The following is a 21,072-nucleotide window of genomic DNA, read 5'->3' on the forward strand; positions in this document are numbered from 1 at the left end:
CAACCGTTATAATTAAGAGGAACTGGAGCATCGCTCCACAAAACCAAGCGTATGCTTTCGTTGCCAGTTTTGCTATGTAGTCCATTCTAAGGAGCATCGCTCCACAAAACTTTTAGGAGGTAAATACATGTACGAAATCGCCGTAATTGGCGCCGGTCCTGCCGGTGCAAGCGCAGCCCTGTTCGCCGCCAAGGCGGGCAAAAAAACGCTGCTGATCGACAACGATAAGGGCATGACCCGCAGAGGTTGGTTTGAGAACTTTTATGGAATTTCCGAAGTAGGTGGTCCTGAGCTGGTCGAAACCGGGCATAAGCAAGCCGTTAAATTTGGCGCTGAGCTGGTTTCCGAGCAGGCTATCAACCTCACCTCCAGCGGCAATGGTTTTGTCATTGAAACTGAAGATGGAATTATCTATGAAGCAAAACATGTCATTCTTGCCACAGGCGCCCTTACAGATCTAGCTGCCAAAGCTGGTGTAGAGACTAAGGATGGTACAGAGCCAAGAATCAAAACTGTAGTAGCCGTTGATGCTGAAGGCAAAACGAATATCGCAGGCATTTGGGCTGCTGGTACTGTTGCTGGAGTAAGTGTACATGCCATTATTACCGCAGGCGATGGTGCGAAGGTAGCTATTAATGTAATTAGCGAGTTAAATGGTGCGCGTTACGTTGATCATGATGTGCTAAAAGCTTAAACTATACTCAAAACATAAATCCGGAGGATGATTCTTAGGAATCGGTCTTTCGGATTTTTTCGTCCCCAAGGAGAAACAAGTTACGAAATTTAATAATAACTGCACTTGATGCAGCTATTTCATACAATAACACCCACATGGCTGTTTTAAGTGTATTTTATGCAACTAAAAACAGGCTAACTGAGCATTCTAGCTAAAATGTGAAGATATAGATGTATCAAGTGCAACTAAATCGATTTGCAGCTGTCCCCCCATACTTTTAATTGTATAAAGTACACTTATTTGCTCGTTCCTCACCGCCCTTGGAGCGCCGCACGCAAAAAACTGCTTCAAAACCTCATCCCACCGCCGAAGCCGGTGTTATGATCGTTTGAAACAGTTCCTCTCCCTCAACTGTGTATACTCCAATGCAAGGAGTCCACTTCTTTTTCTCTTCCCTTAAGACTAGCAGCCAGCTCCTGCAAATACGGAACCAATAATGGGCGCAAATCCTCCCGCATCAAACCTACCTCCAGCGTGGCTTTAATGTAACCAAATTTATCACCAATATCATAACGTTTGCCGATTAAATCCAGCGCCAGCAATCCTTCTTGCCGGCATACCTCGTGCAAAGCATCCGTCAGTTGATATTCACCGCCCGCTCCACGTTCGAGGTTAGCCAGTACTGAGAATATCGTAGGCTCCAAAATGTATCGCCCCATAATGGCGTACTCTGAAGGAGCCGTTTCAGGCGAGGGCTTCTCTACCAATCCTTTTACTTCATGAACTCCATTTAGTGAGCCGTTGGAGGAGATAATCCCATATTTGTTAACCTCCGGCCGTGGCACCTGCTGCACACCGACGATAGTCTGCTCCTCTTGCTCATACAATCTCATCATCTGCAGCAGCGCCGGGTCCTCCGAGACCATAATATCGTCACCAAGCAGAACAGCAAAAGGTTCATCACCGATAAATTGTTCCGCACAAAGGATGGCATGGCCCAGTCCCAGCGGCTCTTTTTGCCTAATGTAATGGATGCTCGCTAGCTCACTAATTAGCTGGACTTCACGAAGTAGATCCTCTTTCCCTTTTTCCAAAAGCGTCTGCTCCAGCTCCACCGATTTATCAAAATGATCTTCAATCGACTTCTTATTGCGGCCGGTCACGATGATAATACTTTCAATACCAGAGCGGACGGCTTCTTCTACGATATATTGAATCGCTGGTTTATCCACAATGGGCAGCATTTCTTTTGGCTGAGCCTTAGTGGCAGGCAGAAAACGAGTGCCTAAGCCCGCGGCGGGAATGACAGCTTTTCTAATCTTCATCAGGAATCCCTCCCTTGCAGTTTATTTACGGAGATGGGTCACAGGGTGCTCACGAATGTTCTTTTGCTGCCCCTTACCTTCATAGAACTCTTGAACAATATAAAGCGGACGTCCCTTAGTTTCGTCATAAATCCGGCCGACATACTCACCTAGTATTCCTAGCATAATGAGTACAAATCCATTGAAGGTCAGCGTAATTCCAATCATCGAAGCCCAGCCCTTAACAACTGAATCTGTAAAAATCACCAGGTACAAGACATACATAAGGTACAGAAAACCAGAAGCCGACAGCAGTGCGCCCAAATATCCTGCCAGCTTCAGCGGCTTATAGGAAAAGGAGGTGATTCCGTCCAAAGAGAGCTTGATCATACGTTTTAGTGGATATTTAGTTTCCCCCGCCAGACGTTCATCCCGTTCATATTCAATCGCCTTCTGACGGAAACCAACCCAGCTGACCAGTCCGCGCACGAAACGGTTTTTCTCCGGTAGACGTTTGAGCTCTTCGCAGACCCTACGATCTATAAGCCGAAAATCACCCGTATCCACAGGGATAGAAATATCGGTTGAATAACGCAGAATTCTATAAAAGAGGCTGGCCGTCCACTTTTTGAATAAGGATTCACCATTACGCTTCACCCGTTTAGCATATACAACTTCATACCCCTTCTTCCATTCCGCAATCATGTCCAGAATCAGCTCAGGCGGGTCTTGCAAATCAGCATCAATAATGACAACTGCATCCCCAAGGGCATAGTCCATTCCGGCAGTAATAGCGATCTGATGTCCAAAGTTACGTGACAAATCGATCAGCTTCACACTCTCATCCCAGTAGCTATATTCCTCGATCATCTGGGCACAGTTGTCGGTGCTGCCGTCATTCACGAAGATCAGCTCATACACTTCCTCCGTCATTGCCATCACTTTTTTAATACGGCGATACGTTTCCTGAATGACTGCCTCTTCATTAAACATCGGTATAATAATGGAATAGCGCACGTTGATACTCATGAGCAGCTCCTCCTTTAATTTGAATGCTGAAGCGTGCCTGCAAATGTATGAGCACGCTTCGTATCCTGAAACACTGAACTAGTTAACTGTAACTTTGTATAACGTTCCGCTGTTGCCAGCATCGTTCCCTGCCCAATCCGCTGCTGGAACCTCTATGCCATTGTCGGTAATCCAAGTAGATAGCGTAGAGTTTCCTCCACGCCCACCACCCATACCGCCGCTGCTCAGCAGGAAGTATTTCACCTTTCCACTCTCTACTAACGTTTTAAGGGTATCTGTGGTATATACTGTGTCCGAATTGGAAAACCCGTTCAGAATAACAACCGATGCCCCCTTATCGACGATATAAGGAGCTGCTGTACCATAATCCAATACGGCAAACAGATAAGGCTCTCCAGTATTGTTTTCCTCCAGATAGGACAACAGACTCTCATTCGCACTTGTGGCGCTATTACGCCCAAAGTTGCTAGAATTACCGCCCATTCCTCCTCTGCCCTCACTGCTGCCTGGTCCTGCTTCAGGGGTTTGGCTGTTCAGGCCATAAGTAATTGGGGTAGCTGCCCAGTAGAGCGGGCCAATTAACAATACTAGTACAGCAACAATACTTGCCGAGAAAACAAATGGCTTCTGCTTACCTTTAAGAACGACCAGCACCAAAGAAACAACTATACCGGCAGCCAGAATGCCAATCGACCAGCCCCTGCCAATCGTATCGTCATAAGGACGAATAATGTACCACTGAAAAGCTGCTGTAACCAGCGTCGCAACTGGCAATAGCCATGACAGCCAACCAGAGTGCTCGCGATACAGACTCCAGAGCTTTGACCAGCCTGCACCGACCAGCGCGGCTATCGGCGGAGCCATCATCACCAGATAATATTGATGGAAGAATCCCGCAATACTGAAGAATCCCATCACCGGCACCAGCCATGCTAACCAGAATAGAGCTTCTTTATGCCCTTGCGTAAAGTTCCTTCTCCGCAGATTAGCGAATAATCCAATACAACCAAACAATACAAAAGGCAGCATCCAGCTGGCCTGACCTGACAGCTCTGATTGGAACAGGCGCAGTGGACCTGCGGTTCCAGTATTGAACATTCCACCTCCGCCGCCATTCATGCCGCCGCGTTGTCCTTGACCCCCACCTTCACCACCAAATTGCCGGTTTTGATTATCTGTTCCACCGCCGGGTGGTTGCCCTGGAGAACCTCCATCATCGGCGCCATTTTGACTGTCTGAGGTTGAATTTATGCCTTGCCGACCCGAAAATACTCCACGTCCGCTATCCGTACCATTTTCAGCATCTGCCCCGTTCATAGCGGGTCTTTCACCATTCATAGCTGGCATCTCGCCATTCATATTCGGCATCTTGCCACCATTCATTGAAGGCATTCCACCTCCGCCACCACCTGTCCCCCGATCACCCGTCAATCGCGCGACACCATTATAACCAAAGGCAAGATTGAGCACGGAGTTAGTACCGCTGCTGCCGATATAAGGTCGTTTACTAGCGGGAATCGAATCCACTATCACTGCCCAGGATAACGAGACCACGAGTAATATAGCTGTCGAGGCCGCTAATACTCCAGTTTTTCGCTTCCAGTTCACTTTCGCAGCCAAGACATAAAAGAGATAAAAAGCCGGCAAAACCATATAAGCCTGCAGCATCTTCTCATTAAACCCAACACCGATTAAAGCGAATGCGGCAAGGAGACTGCCCAGCTTATTACTCTTCGTTCCTTTAAATAAAAACCAAACCGCCAACAGTATCGTGAATACTAACAAAGCATCAATGTTATTCGTCCGGCTAACAGCCGCCGCTACTGGAGTTGTTGCCATGGCCAGCGCTGCTAAACGTGCTGCTGCTTTACCAAAGGTAGGTTTAACCAGAAGGTATACGAGCAACACGGAGCCCATGCCCCCAAGCGCCTGAGGCAAAATTACACTCCAGCCATGCAGCCCGAAGATGAGTGCGCTAAGAGTCTGAATCCAAAAGGTGACTGGTGGTTTATCCACCGTGACTGAACCCGCAGAGTCGAGTGAAGCGAAGAAGAAATTATGAAAGTTTTGCAGCATACTTCCCACGGCAGTGGTGTAGTATGTATTCACATAGTGGTCATTCCAAACTCCATAACCGTACAAAAAAGCAGCGAGTATTAAAATGAGCCACAGTATAAGATCCGAGCTTATTTTTCTAGCAAAACTCATCTCCATTCACTCCTATCCCTTAATCGTTCTATATGCCGGCAGTTCTGTAACTCCGGCCCAAGCTTTCCGTAGGTGTATTATTTCATCCATACCTTAACTCTCAATGAGTGCAAGCTGAATGTTTGCTGAATAAATGAGGCTGCCGGCACGCAAAAAAAGACCCCACAATGTGGAGCCTTTCGGTACCCTTTTCAATCCAAACTAAGTTATTCCATCTTGCCTATGGCAACAAGCTTATTCACCGTGTTCCAGTTGCGTGCGGTAATGGGCATCCCGAGTATTTTGTCAAAAGGGACTTTAAAAAGCGGCGATTGGCTCACACTGACCTCATATAATATATACATCTCTCTGCCGACAAAACGCACTTTATCCGGTCCATTCTCATAAGTGCGCAGTTTATCCAATGCTTCCGCTGAAGGCTCGGCTGGTAAAAAAGTAACATACCATCTTTTGAATTCCTCTGGCTCGGACAGCTGAAAGGGATCGTTAGCGATCACGTTCTCCATTTCTGCTAAAGTGCGGATAATAACAGAGACCTCGAATCCAAAAACCTCATGAATCTGACGTTCAATGACTCCGCTAAGCAGGCCCACCGAACCTTCATCATTCTCAAAAACGACATTTCCGCTCTGTATATACGTTCGTACATTTGCAAATCCAAGAGCTTGAAACATCGCCTTCAGGTCCAACATTTTTATAATTTTGTTCCCGCCGACGTTAATTCCACGCAGCAGCGCAATATAGGTAGTCATAGAATACGCCTCCTCTTTTGTGCCATGATCAGCTTACCTCTACGGCTAAGGTGTGTAGACGTTTACGGACTTCTTTTACCAGCAGCTCCTTCTCTGGAGGCGAAAGCCCTTCCACCAGACGTGCGGCAGCGATCGGCAAAATCCAGCGGTCTACGTCCTCATAAGTGTGTCCTGATAATCTGAGATACTCTTGAATGTATCCCTTAGTTAATCTTTTTCTTATAAAACCTATCATTAATTTGGAGAAGGCAGAAGCTCCCGGAGGCATAGCTCCCAAACTGAACATCACTACGGAACGCGCAGCATCTCCAGCAGGTTCTCCTACTACACCTGTCATCCAGTCGATCACCCAGAGCTGTTCATCCATAAGCACATTGTCGGGATGAAAATCCCCATGACATAAACGAGTGCCTTCCGGCAGCTTCTCCAGATACTTCAAAATGACGGATTTTTCCTCTTCGCTCAGCATTGGGGCAACCATGATCTGACTTTTCAGCATATCCTTTTGCTGGCCGATTTCCTCTGTAGTTTCAAGCTTATGCAAATCACAATGAAGCCCCGCCATCAGCCTGGCATATTGGGTAACTTTCCAAGGCTTCTCCCCCATCACCTTTAGTAAAGAAGGACCCTGAATTTGTTGAAAAACGATACCTTGTCGATTCTGTTGAGAAATAAGCTCAAAAGGCTGAGGGGTCCGAACACCCCGCGCATGTACAAACTGGCTGATTTTATATTCCCGGCTGACATGTTGCTCTGCTATATCCTCCCGGTACAATTTAAGAATCCTCTGATCGTCATGCTGCCAGATCTCCGCTGTTCTGCCTTCCCCAACAAGCTTCGCCTTCATTCGGCATCCTCCATTTAGTCCAGATTAATGCGGGTAAAATGCTCAACTACCGGAAATGGGTCGTAGTAATGGTGAAGGAGTGCTTTCCATTCCTGATATTGGCTAGATTCTCTAAAACCAACAGTGTGGTCTTCAAGCGTTCTCCACTTCACCAGCAACAGATACTTATGATCATCCTCCAAGCAATGTTGTAATTCATGGCCCATATAACCCTCTATCGAGGAGATTAAGCTTGATGCCTCCTTGAAGCTTTGCTCAAATTCAGTAGTCAAACCAGGCTTCACTTGCAGCATCGCAGCTTCCAAAATCACACTCATCATCTCCTAAAGTTATTAATTTAACGCATCCCGGAAAAATTCATGATAGAAATTAATGATAACCAGCAGTATTGCTAGTGACTCATTGACACTGCCAACCTCCAGCGAATGATTGGCATCATCGATTCTATACACCTTCAAATGATTCAGCCCACTAATTTCACCAGAATGCTCTTCACCAAATAAGGGGTCACTGCCACCATAAATTACAGTACCCCGGCTCCGCTGAATTAGCGGCACCGCCTCAGGCAACGGGGTGATATATAGATGAGACGTCTTCTTCTGTATTTCTAGCTCCTCAGCTATTCTACCTGCAATAACAGCCCCCATGCTTTTACTTATAAAAAGAAATCTCTTATAATCGGGAAGAGAAGCGATCACCGCTTTACATTCCTCAATGATAATACTCATTTCTTCACGCTTGAAATCCACCCTTGCACTCTGGTAACCATATTCTAAAAGCAGAACATCACAATTATGCTCCCGGGCAGCCTTAGCCGCATAATCCAGCAGAGAGCGATCAGCTGAATAATTTTTACCCGGAAAAATAACAGCCAGTGCCTTGGACCCTTGGGTGATATATTTATGTTTAACCTCTCTACCCCAATAAGAGGACATAATGATATTGCTAACGTTCATACATGTTTCCCCTCTTCTACTCCTTAGACGGATTTAAAATGTTTAAAGAAATCTATCGTTTCTTGCAAATCTGCCTCATCTTTATAGATACTCATTACCCGCCCAATTTCAAGCGCAAAATCTACATATCCATTCGGCTTAGCGGTAATGATTGTTCCATCGACAACGACGTTAGATACGCCGGATTCATTGTCCACATAAACCTTACCATCCAGTACTCCGGCAGCCTTAAGAATGGATACCCCACCGCAAATGCCCGCAATGACTTTGCCTGCCCGATTCAGGCTTCTGATTAAATCTAATAGAGCCTCCTGCCCTATTAAATTATCTGTTTCCCCACCAGGGATAATCAATAAATCTATGGAGCTAACGTCCACATTTTCAACCAATACTGATGGATTCACAGAAAAACCCTCGCAGGAGATTAACGCCTTATCTTCCAAGCTCAAGGTATAAACCTCGCCCTTTGTTTTCATAAAATAAGCTGCCAATGTAACCTCAAACTGTACAAAGCTATCATATATAAGAATATATGTATTCAATGATGGATCAGCTCCCCTGTTCTCAAAAAAAGTAATCTCTATTCTATGTATCTATCATTATAGCATCATCGCCCTCTCCTGAAACTTACGGACTCAGAGGACGCTAACCAATAACAACTATGCGCTCCGCTAAGATTCCGAATGTAGGATTTCACCTAATTGCTCATAACAAAAAGGACACAAGCATCCCAATAGCCAGTTTTTATGGCTTACGAGACACCTGTATCCTCCTATTTAGAGCTATTGCTGCGACTGCGGCGCTATCTGTTTATTTTTACCTCGGCTCACAACAATTTCAGCGCAAATCCATAATATCAACGGAATAATCACCTGGAAAGGAAAAGCGTATATTTTATATATATGGTAAGAAAAATAGTACATTTCCATAATATTCTTGTACACAAAATCCGCAAAATAGATCATGAGTAGTCCCATCTGAAGCACAACAGAGCGGTAACTCTTGAGCTTAAATACTTTAGCTACTCCAATACAAGATACGTAAAGGCATAAGCTTCCTTTAATAAATGTTGTGATTACAAAAGCCACTGCCGATGACGCTTCAATACGGGTCAAAAAATCTCCTACATTAATACGTCCTGCAGACACATAAGCTGGAAAATATAAACTAGATAGAACTTCAGGACCCAGCATCAATAGGTTCCGTAGGGTGGCCATAATAATAATTGTCCCAGCAATCGCTACGCTACCAAATAACACCTTCCTCACTGAGCTCTTGTTCGATAAATTAGCGAATGCTCCCAGAAAGACTATAATCTCGGCAAATGGAAATGAAAACGTGCCTAGGGTATCGTTAAATAATGGCTTCCAGCCTTTGTCTAGCAGAGGGAGTAAGTGATGATATTCCATTTTGGAAAAAGCTAATGTGACAATAACTAGATTAACAAATAATCCGAACAGTAACAGCAGATTAGAACTTCTCCCCAGTACTTCAATCCCCGCCTTAACTATCCAAACACACAACAATCCAAGGCATAGCATAGGCGCTAGCATTGGTGTTTCGGTTAAGGTAACGGATCTACTGAATTCTCCAAAAACCCTGAGAATTAGTGTCCCTAGATGGAAGGTATACCAAATATAGAGACAGGAGATGATTCGACCTAAGACGCCTCCGAACACGGTAATCAACATATCAAATAAATCCTTACCCGGTAATAGGACGTGGAGTCTGGCATATATCAGCAGCAGTGGGACCACCAGCACCATGGCTAATAATACGGCGATCCAGTTACTGTTACCGGATTCACCCGGTACGCCCATAAATATTGAAGTCCCCATAATAAACAAGACAGCAATACTAATAGCATGCCCTGTTGATATGATCTCTTTATTCATACTCGATTCTCCCTTTAGGCTTGTCCCCTAAAATAGCATCTTAATACAGTGTTCCAGGTATGGTGAAGGACTAGGGAGTGACCATCTCATTGCCAATGCAAAAGCAATACAGAATGAAATCAGACATAGTGCGGAAGAAACATAACAATCCCGCTTCATCCCCTGCTTCCATAGACCATAAGGATCGATCAAAACAATTAACGCATAGATAAATATGATCACAACAACCAATTTTATCACCTATTTTTGATGAATCTTGATAGACCTTGATGTTTGTGCACTGCTCTCAATAATCACCTTGGAATTCACTACTATCTCTACGTTAGAAAATTCCTTCCCCCAGTTTTTCTCGATTTTCTCCCAGGTCCGCGGCATTTTCTCATGAAGAAGCTCGCCAAACCCAAAAATATCTGCATGGTATTCCTTCTGAACCTTATGAATAATGGAGAGAATCTGCTCCTCCAGTTCTTTTTCAGCCCACCTTTCTATGGTTTTCTTGCTGTCTAGATTATTGAATTCTCCCGAAGACTTGACCTCATCCAGTCCGGTATGTGTCAGTGTATTAAGTTTTATTTGGAGCTTACCATTTACCCATACAGGTTTTATTTTTGTGCGATTGGATAAAATTTCGAGAGAAAAGTTAGGCTCTCCACTCTCATCCTTTACGATTAAAACGCCTCCCTTGATTTGATTGTTGGCAAACAGCATGTATTTCGTTTCTTCGCCACTGATCATACCGATCATTTTATCCATTTTGAATATAGCTGTTCCGCTAACTCGTGCATTCTTTATCTTATTTTGTTCATGAACATAAATTAACGGAGCGATAGCATATTCTCCAGAAGCCTCAAGCTTATCTATGAAATCCCAAATTTCCACAACCGGCGCTGTACTGACATTTTTCTCAGTCCTCATCTGCTGTGCAAGTGCATAAGACATAATACTCTCAGTCGAACTGCTTAGACTTATGATTTCTTGAGCCGACTTCTCTTTAGCAACAAAAATATACACATCCGATCGGGTTTCCGTATCCCTGTTGTACCAATCTATTACTTTAGTAACCCCCTCCCTTGCAATCTCTTCACTGAGGATAATCGCCTTAGAATGGCTCCAAAATAACTTTTTTCCAGTAATCGAGATCATTCCCCGCACAATATCAAACATGGTCTCGCCCGCGAGTGTAATCATTTTGAAGCCAGCCTGACTTGATTTCATCCCTTCCTTCGTATCTACAATCTCTGTTGTCACCAATAACTGGCCGTCTTTTTTCCCCTTATCAATTGCGACCCCAGCAACAATCGACATATCATCAATTTCAAAGTAGTTCCAGCAGCCTGTATTACAGATCAGAAGCATCATGGATATAACAATCAAAAGTATCCTTTTCAGCTTGCTCATGGTCTTCTCCTTATTTTATTGGAACCTTTTCTCCTCATATTTCGCGCTCCAATCAACGCCGGACGTAGATACATATGCCACCACGGTGCCCTGATCGCTGTATCTTTAATATCCTGAGGACGAATTGAGCCTACTCCAAGCATGTATGGAACTCCAAAGCTACGCAGACTCATCAAATGCACCACTAAACCAAGCATGCCAAGAAAATAACCGTATATCCCCAGGAAAAAACTCGCGCCCAGCAACAATGTTCTTACGATAATTAAAGGACCCGTCAGCCTTGGATTAAGTAGCGTCATGATCCCTGTTAAACCGACTACAATAATCATTGGAGCACTAACTATTCTGGCCTCCACCGCGGCTTGTCCTAACACAAGAGCGCCTACGATACTGATAGCCTGCCCTATATAGGTAGGTATCCGCTCTCCAGCCTCTCTTAGAATTTCAAATATAGTTAACATGAATAAAGCTTCTACTATTGTAGGAAAAGGGACTGCTACTCTTGCTGTAGAAATACTGAGCAATAACATGGTGGGGATCATTTCCTGGCTATAAGTAACTAAAGCTACGTAAAGAGCAGGAATACTGATCGACAAAAAAGCTCCAAAAACTCTTAACATTCGATTAAACGAACCAAAATAAAAGTTAATGTAATAATCCGAGCTGGCTTGAAAATTCTCTACAAATACATAGGGAACGGTCATTGCAAACGGGCTGCCTTCTATGAGCACGGCAACTCTGCCCTCCATCATGTTACTGACTACGGCATCCGGTCGCTCTGTACTTCCTGTCATCTCAAAGGGCGAATAGGGTTCGTCTCTAATTAACTCCGCCAGAGATGCCGTGTCCAGAATAAGATCTATGTCAATCTGTTCAATTCGGTTCTGTAATTCTTTGAGAATAGCCGGGGATGCCAAGCTTTCCATATAACAGATACATATCGGGGTTTTGGAACGTGTTCCCAGTGAACTAAAAACAAACTTTAACTCGGAATCTTGCACCCTGCGCCGAATAAGGGTGAGATTCACTAACAGTGATTCCGTAAACCCTTCTCTCGGGCCTTTGACACTTTTTTCGGTCACCGGTTCCGCAAGAGCCTTCGTCTCCCAACCCTGCGCACCAATGTTCAGAACACCCGCAAAGCCGTCCATTAGCAGTAAGGTCTTGCCAGCTATAATCGCGTAGATCATTTCATCAAAATTCTCAGAGACAACCACATCACTAATACTAATGACCTGCGTCCGGATGTTCTCCATCAGCTCGGCTTTATTGCCACAATTCTTTTTGGTAAAATCAAAAGCCATAACAGGCTTAATAATCCCTTCCTGGATCAAATGCTTGTCAACCATTCCGTCAACATAGACTAACCCAAAGCGAAGACTATCAGTAAACATGTTGCTAAACACTCTGATTCTAAGCGTTGCATCGTCCTTGAATATGTTTCGAAACAAAGTCATCATTTCATCCAGTGACGTACTCAGAGTCTGCTCAGATTTTGTGTTTTTTTTAGACGTATTGCTGTTTCCACCTGCTGGCCGTTCCTCCACAGTAGTCACTCCTGTCAGAATTAGGTTCCTAGAAATTATCCCCCGTCTCTCCAAATCCTATCCACCAAAATTATACTGAAAAGGGATCAACAAGAAAGATACGAGACTACTCCATACGCCGGGTTCGGCAGGTAAGTAACCCAATCTCCCTTGGGGTCACGCCAATAGCGACACACCGAGTACATCTTCAGACGCTTACGGACTCAGCCACGATAACACCGAATACATCACGATAACACCTATTAGATCCTCAGGCGCATACGGATCTAGGTACGATAACACCCACTACATCATTAGGCGCTTGCGGACTCAGCCTCGATAACACCGAATACATCATCAGGCGCTTGCGGATCTAGGACGATAACACCGAATGCATCATCAGGCGCTTGCGGATCTAGGACGATTACACCGAATGCATCCTCAGGCGCTTGTGGATCTAGGACGATAACACCGAATGCATCCTTAGGCGCTTGTGGACTCAGGAGACGTTATTTGCATATTTATCGCCTTTTGGGCACAGTTTCGGACTCCAGCGCAGCTATTTCATCAAAAGTGGCTCAAACCGGGCGTTTTTCATGCCAATAGTGACTTTGGGGTCCGATAGCACACCAAAAGTCGATAAATGCAACGTTTAGGGGCTACTGGGTCCGTTAGCGCCAAAACACCCTCTCCCCGGGGAGCTTACGGACCTAGCACAATAACACCGAACACATCATCAGGCGCTTACGGACCTAGCACAATAACACCCAACACATCATCAGGCGATTTCGGGATCGGCCACGATAACACCGCATGCATCCTCAAGCGCTTTCAGCTCAGCCACGTAATACCGAATACATCCTCAGACGCTTAAGGACTCAGGAGACGTTATTTGCTCAATTATCGCCTTTTGCGAACAGTTTCGGACTCCAGTGCAGCTATCTCATCAAAAGTGGCTCAAACCGGGCGTTTTTCATGCCAATAGTGACTTTGGGGTCCGATAGCACACCAAAAGTCGATAAATGCAACGTTTAGGGGCTACTGGGTCCGTTAGCGCCAAAACACCCTCTCCCCGGGGAGCTTACGGACCTAGCACAATAACACCGAACACATCATCAGGCGCTTACGGATCTAGGACGATAACACCAGTACATCCTCAGGCGCATACGGATCTAGGTACGATAACACCCAGTACATCCTCAGACGCTTAAGGACTCAGGAGGCATTATTTGCTCAATTATCACCTTTTGCGCCCAGTTTCGGACTCCAGTGCAGCTATCTCATCAAAAGTGGCTCAAACCGGGCGTTTTTCATGCCAATAGTGACTATGGGGTCCGATAGCACACCAAAAGTCGATAAATGCTGCGTTTAGGGGCTACTGGGTCCGTTAGCGCCAAAACACCCTCTCCCCGGGGAGCTTACGGACCTAGCACAATAACACCGAACACATCATCAGGCGCTTACGGATCTAGGACGATAACACCAGTACATCCTCAGGCGCATACGGATCTAGGTACGATAACACCCAGTACATCCTCAGACGCTTAAGGACTCAGGAGGCATTATTTGCTCAATTATCACCTTTTGCGCCCAGTTTCGGACTCCAGTGCAGCTATCTCATCAAAAGTGGCTCAAACCGGGCGTTTTTCATGCCAATAGTGACTATGGGGTCCGATAGCACGCCAAAAGTCGATAAATGCAACGTTTAGGGGCTACTGGGTCCGTTAGCGATCTCTTGCGTGCAAATTACATACCATGAAGCAAAGTTTGTTTTAAGAGCTTGGTGGATACGAGCATGAGATTAGGTTTGGGGTTGGCAGCTCCGAGATAGCAACTTTGATCTAGTCCTTTAGGGTTAGCATCTCTATGCTAGCAACTCTGATCTACGCTTTTGGGTTGGCATCTTGTTCTAGTAATTTGGCACTGGCACCTTTAAGCTAGCAGCTTTGAAATAATAAAGCTGGCGTTCGGGACATACGACGGACAACAAAAAAACAGATGCCCCAGTAGTCATGATCATGACTACGGGACACCTGCGTCTTTTTTATATCTTGCATTGCTGCATGATTTTTTATATCTTGTATTGCTGCACGATTATTGAAGCTGCTCAAACAGTCGGAAGATTACTGTCGCTGCTTGCGCTCTTGTAGCCTTGCCGTTTGGTCCAAAATGGTTGGATGTCATACCGTTAATAATTCCACTAATACGCATCGCTTCTACAGCTTTGGCTGCATCCGCGGACAGCTGGTTCACATCAGAGAATGCTTCACCAGAGGCATTTGTTCCGTCAGTCAATGGGATATTAATCGTCTGAGCCAAACGATAAATCATAACCGCCATTTCCTGACGAGTAATCTCCTCACTTGCACCAAAGTTGCCATCTGCTTTGCCTTTAACAATACCGAGTTTTTGAGCGCTCGCAATTGGACTGGCATACCATACCCCATCCTTAACGTCTGTAAATGTGCTTACAGCCGTCTCATCTAGTAAATCAAAAGCGCTCACCAATATTTTAATAAATTCTGCACGGGTCACATTTCCACTTGGGTTAAAGTGTTCAGCATCCATCCCTTGGATTGCGCCTCGTGCTGCGAGTGCTTCAATGCTGTTTACCGCCCAATTAGCTGTAGCGATATCTTTGAATGAAACATTCGAGTGAACCACTACATAACTGCCAAGCTGCGGCAAATTCAACTCAAGCATCTGTGTTCCTATATTAAATCTTCCGTTCTTAACGGTCTCTAGTTGCTGATTACTGTTCAAGTAATAAACCACTACTTTATGAGCTTTCTCACCAGCCTTCAGCGTATAAGGAAGTGCCAGCTTGATCCCCGATGTCTTCAGTACATCGCCTGGAATAACCACACCATCTACGCTAAGACTGATGTTTTTAATTGTACCTGCATTCAACTGACTGCTTACCGAAAGTGGCAATCCGGATACATCTCCAGTGCCCACAATAAGCTTAAGTTTACCGTTTTTAGCATCTTTGTAAGTCTTCAGGAAACTTTCCGGCAGCATTATGCTTGCTGTTCCTGTATCAATCTTGAGGGATTTAACATTCCCCGCTGCTGCCAGTGACTGCAGTGGCAGCTCAACTACAATTTGTTTCGCGTTTCCGGCAGGATTCACGACAATGGACAGCATACCATCCTTTGCATCCTTGGCTGCCTTTTCAATATCTGCGGCAGTGAGTTCAGCCAATGCTTTTCCATCTGCTCCGATGACCGTCTGGACAACGATTTTACCACTGCTTACAGCAGGGGCAGCTGTCGCAGACGCGCTAGGCGACGGTTTGGCCGTGGCTACCGGCACATAAGTACCCGGTGCCTCTGTTGGTTTCGGCGTTGACGTTGACGTTGGCGTTGGTGTCGGTGTCGGTACAGGTGTTGATGTTGGCGTAGGTGTTGGCGTAGCTTCTGAAAGCAACTTCAGGCCCGCAACCGCCGCAGTAAGCTGACTTAATGCCTCATCAATGTCTGCCTGAGTGGCAGTTCCACTCTCCAGCAACATCACTGCACGGGCTACCTCTTTCTCAAGAGTATTCCAGCTCTCCTCTACATAAAGGCTCTTATCCAGAGCCTCTATTGCTTTAAGCTTCTCCTCCAAAGATGCCGTTATGAGAGGTGGATTTACAGAAACTAATGTTAAGGTATACGTTCTCGTCGTTGTTTTATCCAGTGCCGTCACAATGACCTTGTAACCCGTTTGGATTTCTCCCGCAATAGTAATGCTATCGGGTTCGTACACAGCGAAGGTAACCCCTACCGGAACAGTAAGTCCTTCCTTCAGCTCATCAAGCGTAGTCGTATCCGGTAAAATAATTTCTTTGGCTACCTGATCAATAGATCCGCCCGGAATTGTGATTCCGCTGATCGTTGCATCATGAGCTTCGACAGGCTGTAAGGCTTCAAAGGCATTTTTCAAATTGGAATATGCCACATTAATATCACCATCGGTAGCACCGTCATTTGCATAAGTGGCTTTAGCAGCCTCTAGTGCAATGCGTAGTGCCTCCCATTGCTCAGGCGTTCCGGTATAATTCTCTTCATTAACCGAAGGATCTTCCGCTGTATCAATGGCTGCTTTAAGTTTAGATTTATCGTACCTCACACTGATGCGGCAGCTGGCAGCAATATCGGTGCCTGCCACTTTACCAAATATAGTGAAGTCTGTAGCAATGGTAAGTTTGTTAAGGGGAATTTCCTCCCATACCACACTTGCCAAGCCTGTCGTTTTATCGGCGTAAGTTACAGTAACCTTAGCTGGAAGCGTAGGCACGACGTTAACTGTCGTACTCACCGCAATCTGTTCAATGCTCACAATCGCACCATGGTCGCCGGGAGCAGGAACTTCTCCTTCTGGCTTAGACGAAATTGCCCGCCATTCCTTAACGCCTGTCCAAATACTAGTGGACTGCTTATTAAGAATCAAACGGAGTTTATCCGTTTTCACCTCGTCAAAGGTTACCTCGTTAAATGTATTTCTTGCTTTGCCTTTCTCGCTCAAGCCCGTTACCGGTACATATTTTCCAGCATCCTTATCCCAATATTCGAAGTTGTAATCTCCCGGTACCTGCACACCGCCTTCATCATCATAGAAGTACACGGAGCTGCCTGACAAAGTCACTGGCTCCTTCCAGGTCAGTTGCAGCCAGTGGCTTTCACCGGGACCGCCCCAGTTCCCATACTGAGTTTCTGCTTCGCTATTGTAAATACTTGCTGAAGTATAAGGGATATACCCATCATTAATGCCATACACAGACTCCCATGCCGAAGTGTAAGAGGCACTAGGGGTAGCCAAAAGGGCAGCATTTCTGTATCTAAGGTTGTCCATCGCCATCCGCATTTGATCCGTTGCCACTTTGATCTCTTCCAGTGTATATTCTCCCTGAGCCAGTAATGCCTTGGCAGCAGTCAGCGCAGCTTGCAGCTCTTGCCATGTTGCCGCAGTAAAATCGTCCTTATTCCGGACAAGTCTGCCGGAATCCCGATCCGCAAACTTCGCGATCATCTCGGTCAGTTCCGCAGTAGCCACAAATACGGTGACTGGAACCTTCACGACAGTTTCCAGTTCCCCATCGCTGACAGTCAGGCGGTATTCGTATTCACCAGTCTCCTTAAAGGTTGCTTGCAGCATGGCTTTATCAAGCCCTGTCTCCTCTACTTCGCCTTCACCTGAAATCTTCTCCCAGGTATAAGTCAGCTTGCCACTTGGCAATCCATCATCAACGATTTGCGGCATAATCGTCAGAGGAACATTTTGCTCAACCTTCAATGGTGTTTCTAGATAAACCCTTGGTGCCTGATTGGCAGCCGCTTTAACTTCCAGATTATTGTTGTAGATCTGAATCTCCTTGATGGCGGTCGCAAGTTCCAGCGAATGTGTCACATGAATGCGAATCGCTGCAGTGTTAACCTTTTGGAACTCCACATTGTTATAGTTGGAAGCAATATACTCCGGATAGCGGAATTGTCCCTCCACTGGTTTCCAGCTTCCATCAGCATCCTGATATTCGACACCAAATGTCTGTGGTGTACCATAACCGTTCAGAAGCCGGTCATTATAGAAATAGACTTTTACATTGTCCACAGCCTGGACTCCATCAAATTTGAACGTAACCGTATCGACGGAATTCGGCGAACCTCCGAATAAAGCTGTGTTTGACGTATGATTAATCGATGCGATTGTCGAATTGTCCGCCAGGTTGCGGATGTTCGAACCGCTCTTGATATAAGTCGATTCAACAGTAGTGCCTGAGGCAACAGCCAGATTCGTACTGTCATTAACAATATCTACGCCTGCTTTATTAAACATATCGACAGTCTTCTCATTGCTGGCCAGGGATGTTTGATCTGCCGCAGCAAGCGCCGTAGCACTGCCTTTTTCATATAACACCTGTGTCTTCGAGTTGTCGCCAACAGCCCCAGTTACATCACCTGAAGGTTTTTCCACCTTACCAGTAGCTGTATCATAAATCAGATGGGACATTTCGTTAGTTGTCATTACGAGTTCATCATTAATGAAGAGCGAATAACCTGCTGGAATACCTTGATAATGAGGATTGTCACTGTATTTAGCAGGATCCTGCCATACGATAGATAAGTTAGCATCATGATAACGCACGTTATCTACAGCAAAATAGTCATAATCAACATTAATCGGCCATAGCTCGATTTTGTCATCTGTCCGTGGCTGAATACCCGCCATATCTTCAACCACAGTGTAATTCATCATGCCAAGCGTATCGTGGTGAATCCATGCCCGTACCATATCTCCACTAGGGTTAGGAGGATTGTCTTTTGTCCATGGCGTACCGAAGAAGTAATCCTCCAGCCAGAAAAATTCATTAGAGTCCAGGTGGTCCGTATTGCCCGGCTCCACTGTATGCAACCAAGCGCCCCAATCAAACAGTGTTTTGTAAACGTCACTACTGATGTTATCTATAGGATAATAGCGCAGAGAGGCACGAACGGTATTAATATAGTTGCCGAAGTTACACCATGCGAACTGGTCTGTACCGAAGGCATCCGTCTTGCCATTCTTGAAATCTTCCACCCGCTTCATAATGCTGTTCTGATCCGCTGTAAAGAAAGGAAAGATCGGATAATAATTCGGATCTGCGTAATCAGACAACTGGGATAAATATTTCGGCTCATATCCTTCTTCACCTTCAGTTGGTACTACACCAAAGTTAAAGACAAACATGTTATTATCCCGCCAAGGGTTGAATACATCGGTACCGCCCACAACTTTTTTGTGCAAAAAGCTGCCGGTACCATTCGTATCTGCCACACCATCACCATCAAAGTCAGCCTTGTCGTACCACATCTCATTCAGAATTGAATTCTTAATATTCTGCGCTACAGTGTTCATTTTAGCTGCACCCGCAGTATCTCCAAGCTGCTCGTACATCTTCGCTGTTGCCACTGCATTAGCGTAGGTAGTAGAAGAACCATCCAGCCGGGCATAGTTACCACTGCCATTCCAGTGCATGGATACGGTATCTCCGTCATTACCTGTAATCGGACCATGGTTATAATAAACAAGATTTGGATTAGTGCCTTTAAAATGTTCAAGTGTGCCGGTAACATCAGTGGCGGAAAAATCAGCGAACTTCTTCAATATTTCCTGACCACCACCGTAAATCTTGTAAGCATCCCAGCCAACTTGAGACGTGTTCTGCATCATATCCCAAGTCCAGATGTTAGGACGTCCGGGATTATTTTTATAGTTCTTATTCTCGGAATATTCCCCTTGAGCCAACCAAGTTCCATACAAGTAGGAAGGATCACGCAGCCATTTCAGATCCTGCATCGCCCAAGGTACACTGACCGTAATCCCGTTGTTGTAGCCGAGAACGCCCTCCATGTTCATTGGGAACTGCCAGTCATTGCCCGGAATGTTGGCATCCAGCAAATTAAAGCGGTTACACCACCAACGATAATAAAGTACCTTCTTCACATTCTCATCGGGAACATCGATATATGGAATGTTCTCTGCCCACCACTCGTTGTACTCCCGCACCTGTGCAGAGAAGGCTGTATCATTGCTGCCAGCAGCCTTAAAGCTCTCATAATGCAGCTTTGAGCCCGGTATTTCATCCGCGAGCCAACCCATGACCACCTTTTGGTCAACGGAACCACCGGCGGGCACTGTAATCTCTCTAACCAGTTCATTTCCGGAAGGACTCATGTCATTTCCGCTCAGGTGAACATCCACGTAGGACATTGCTTCAACTACCTTTTGCCCGGCCTTGCCCACCATTAGCGGAGCAGCCACTCTGTAACCAACCAGCTCATCCCCCTCCGCTGCTGAGACGAAAGGTGATTTAACCTTCATCGTCAACGTTATATCGCTGGCCGTAGGATTCTTCAACTGAAGCAGTGTTACAGCACTGTTATAGCTGGAAATAAATTTCCGCTGGTTAATCTCCAGGCCTCCGCTTGTGTAGGTCTGATTCTCATGACTTGGGTAGTTCTTCCGCACATTTTTCTGTTCCGCCAAGTCTCCTGTAGAAAGGGTGATGTTATACATCGTGTCCTTGTTCAAAGTATCCGCGTAATGCACCGTTCCCACAAAACCCAGCTTGGTATTATCCTGAGTCTTCATGTACAAAGCGCTTCCCCGGCTGAACAAAGTATTGGCGCTAACTTCATCGTTGACATCATCCGGAATGACACCTTCGTTAACAAGCAAGGCATCAAGCCAAGGCAAATCGGAATTATCTTTTGCAAAAGCCTCAAAATCAAAAGCTTCAATCGCCTGCATCATTTCTCCGACGGTGACATCGCTGAAATTTACGCCTTCCTTAACAATAGAATTATCCTTCCACTTTGCCTGCCCATAATCGGTGCCTACGCCTTCATGATAGAAATCAGTCGTGTAGTTAGCCGATACGGGAACAATCCCTGCATTTAATACCACCGCCGCGCATAATGCCGCTACAGAAGCTCTTCTGGGCCATTTATGACTTGTCAT

13 protein-coding genes are annotated in these 21,072 nt (G+C 45.5%); 1 reads left to right on the forward strand and 12 read right to left on the reverse strand.

Annotated elements, in window-relative coordinates; all coding sequences use genetic code 11:
- Positions 1-127 precede the first annotated feature (127 nt).
- A complete protein-coding gene (locus MHH60_RS24265; RefSeq protein WP_036676776.1) occupies positions 128-694 on the forward strand; it encodes an FAD-dependent oxidoreductase in 567 nt (188 codons plus the stop codon).
- 389 nt (positions 695-1,083) lie between these two features.
- Here the strand turns inward: MHH60_RS24265 and galU are convergent, their stop codons facing one another.
- From galU to MHH60_RS24325, 12 genes are all read right to left on the reverse strand, one after another.
- Complete coding sequence (galU, locus tag MHH60_RS24270; protein ID WP_197740360.1) at positions 1,084-2,004, reverse strand: UTP--glucose-1-phosphate uridylyltransferase GalU; 921 nt, start codon at positions 2,002-2,004, stop codon at positions 1,084-1,086.
- 18 nt (positions 2,005-2,022) lie between these two features.
- Complete coding sequence (locus MHH60_RS24275; RefSeq protein WP_076138397.1) at positions 2,023-3,009, reverse strand: glycosyltransferase family 2 protein; 987 nt, start codon at positions 3,007-3,009, stop codon at positions 2,023-2,025.
- Between the two features lie 78 nt (positions 3,010-3,087).
- On the reverse strand, positions 3,088-5,217 hold the full coding sequence (locus MHH60_RS24280; protein ID WP_076138396.1) for a glycosyltransferase family 39 protein: 2,130 nt from the start codon (positions 5,215-5,217) through the stop codon (positions 3,088-3,090).
- 206 nt (positions 5,218-5,423) lie between these two features.
- The gene (locus tag MHH60_RS24285) at positions 5,424-5,969 is read right to left on the reverse strand and encodes a DUF1697 domain-containing protein (protein WP_076138395.1); all 546 of its coding nucleotides are present in this window, start codon (positions 5,967-5,969) and stop codon (positions 5,424-5,426) included.
- A gap of 28 nt (positions 5,970-5,997) precedes the next feature.
- Entirely contained in the window at positions 5,998-6,816 is an 819-nt protein-coding gene (locus MHH60_RS24290) for a phosphotransferase family protein (RefSeq protein ID WP_076138394.1), read from the reverse strand.
- Positions 6,817-6,830: 14 nt separating this feature from the next.
- Entirely contained in the window at positions 6,831-7,127 is a 297-nt protein-coding gene (locus MHH60_RS24295; protein WP_036676767.1) for an antibiotic biosynthesis monooxygenase family protein, read from the reverse strand.
- Positions 7,128-7,148: 21 nt separating this feature from the next.
- On the reverse strand, positions 7,149-7,772 hold the full coding sequence (locus MHH60_RS24300) for a hypothetical protein (protein ID WP_076138393.1): 624 nt from the start codon (positions 7,770-7,772) through the stop codon (positions 7,149-7,151).
- Positions 7,773-7,795: 23 nt separating this feature from the next.
- Positions 7,796-8,314, reverse strand: coding sequence for a DJ-1/PfpI family protein (locus tag MHH60_RS24305; RefSeq protein ID WP_076138392.1), 519 nt, complete (start codon positions 8,312-8,314; stop codon positions 7,796-7,798).
- Positions 8,315-8,554: 240 nt separating this feature from the next.
- On the reverse strand, positions 8,555-9,667 hold the full coding sequence (locus tag MHH60_RS24310; protein WP_076138391.1) for a GerAB/ArcD/ProY family transporter: 1,113 nt from the start codon (positions 9,665-9,667) through the stop codon (positions 8,555-8,557).
- 240 nt (positions 9,668-9,907) lie between these two features.
- On the reverse strand, positions 9,908-11,065 hold the full coding sequence (locus MHH60_RS24315; protein ID WP_076138390.1) for a Ger(x)C family spore germination protein: 1,158 nt from the start codon (positions 11,063-11,065) through the stop codon (positions 9,908-9,910).
- Positions 11,062-12,612 carry a spore germination protein gene (locus MHH60_RS24320; RefSeq protein ID WP_143767374.1) on the reverse strand — a complete coding sequence of 517 codons (1,551 nt, stop codon included), beginning with the start codon at positions 12,610-12,612 and terminating at the stop codon, positions 11,062-11,064. Before MHH60_RS24320 ends, MHH60_RS24315 begins: the two co-directional genes overlap by 4 nt.
- A gap of 2,073 nt (positions 12,613-14,685) precedes the next feature.
- Positions 14,686-21,072, reverse strand: coding sequence for an S-layer homology domain-containing protein (locus MHH60_RS24325; RefSeq protein ID WP_076138270.1), 6,387 nt, complete (start codon positions 21,070-21,072; stop codon positions 14,686-14,688).

This window comes from Paenibacillus sp. FSL H7-0716 (assembly GCF_038002705.1).
In the GTDB taxonomy this organism is placed as follows: Bacteria; Bacillota; Bacilli; order Paenibacillales; family Paenibacillaceae; genus Paenibacillus_AQ; species Paenibacillus_AQ odorifer.

Coding starts and splice junctions, on each gene's coding strand:
- MHH60_RS24265 (WP_036676776.1), top strand. CDS start 128: ATGTACGAAATCGCCGTAATTGGCGCCGGTCCTGCCGGTGCAAGCGCA.
- MHH60_RS24275 (WP_076138397.1), bottom strand. CDS start 3,009: ATGAGTATCAACGTGCGCTATTCCATTATTATACCGATGTTTAATGAA.
- MHH60_RS24280 (WP_076138396.1), bottom strand. CDS start 5,217: ATGAGTTTTGCTAGAAAAATAAGCTCGGATCTTATACTGTGGCTCATT.
- MHH60_RS24285 (WP_076138395.1), bottom strand. CDS start 5,969: ATGACTACCTATATTGCGCTGCTGCGTGGAATTAACGTCGGCGGGAAC.
- MHH60_RS24290 (WP_076138394.1), bottom strand. CDS start 6,816: ATGAAGGCGAAGCTTGTTGGGGAAGGCAGAACAGCGGAGATCTGGCAG.
- MHH60_RS24300 (WP_076138393.1), bottom strand. CDS start 7,772: ATGAACGTTAGCAATATCATTATGTCCTCTTATTGGGGTAGAGAGGTT.
- MHH60_RS24310 (WP_076138391.1), bottom strand. CDS start 9,667: ATGAATAAAGAGATCATATCAACAGGGCATGCTATTAGTATTGCTGTC.
- MHH60_RS24315 (WP_076138390.1), bottom strand. CDS start 11,065: ATGAGCAAGCTGAAAAGGATACTTTTGATTGTTATATCCATGATGCTT.
- MHH60_RS24325 (WP_076138270.1), bottom strand. CDS start 21,072: ATGACAAGTCATAAATGGCCCAGAAGAGCTTCTGTAGCGGCATTATGC.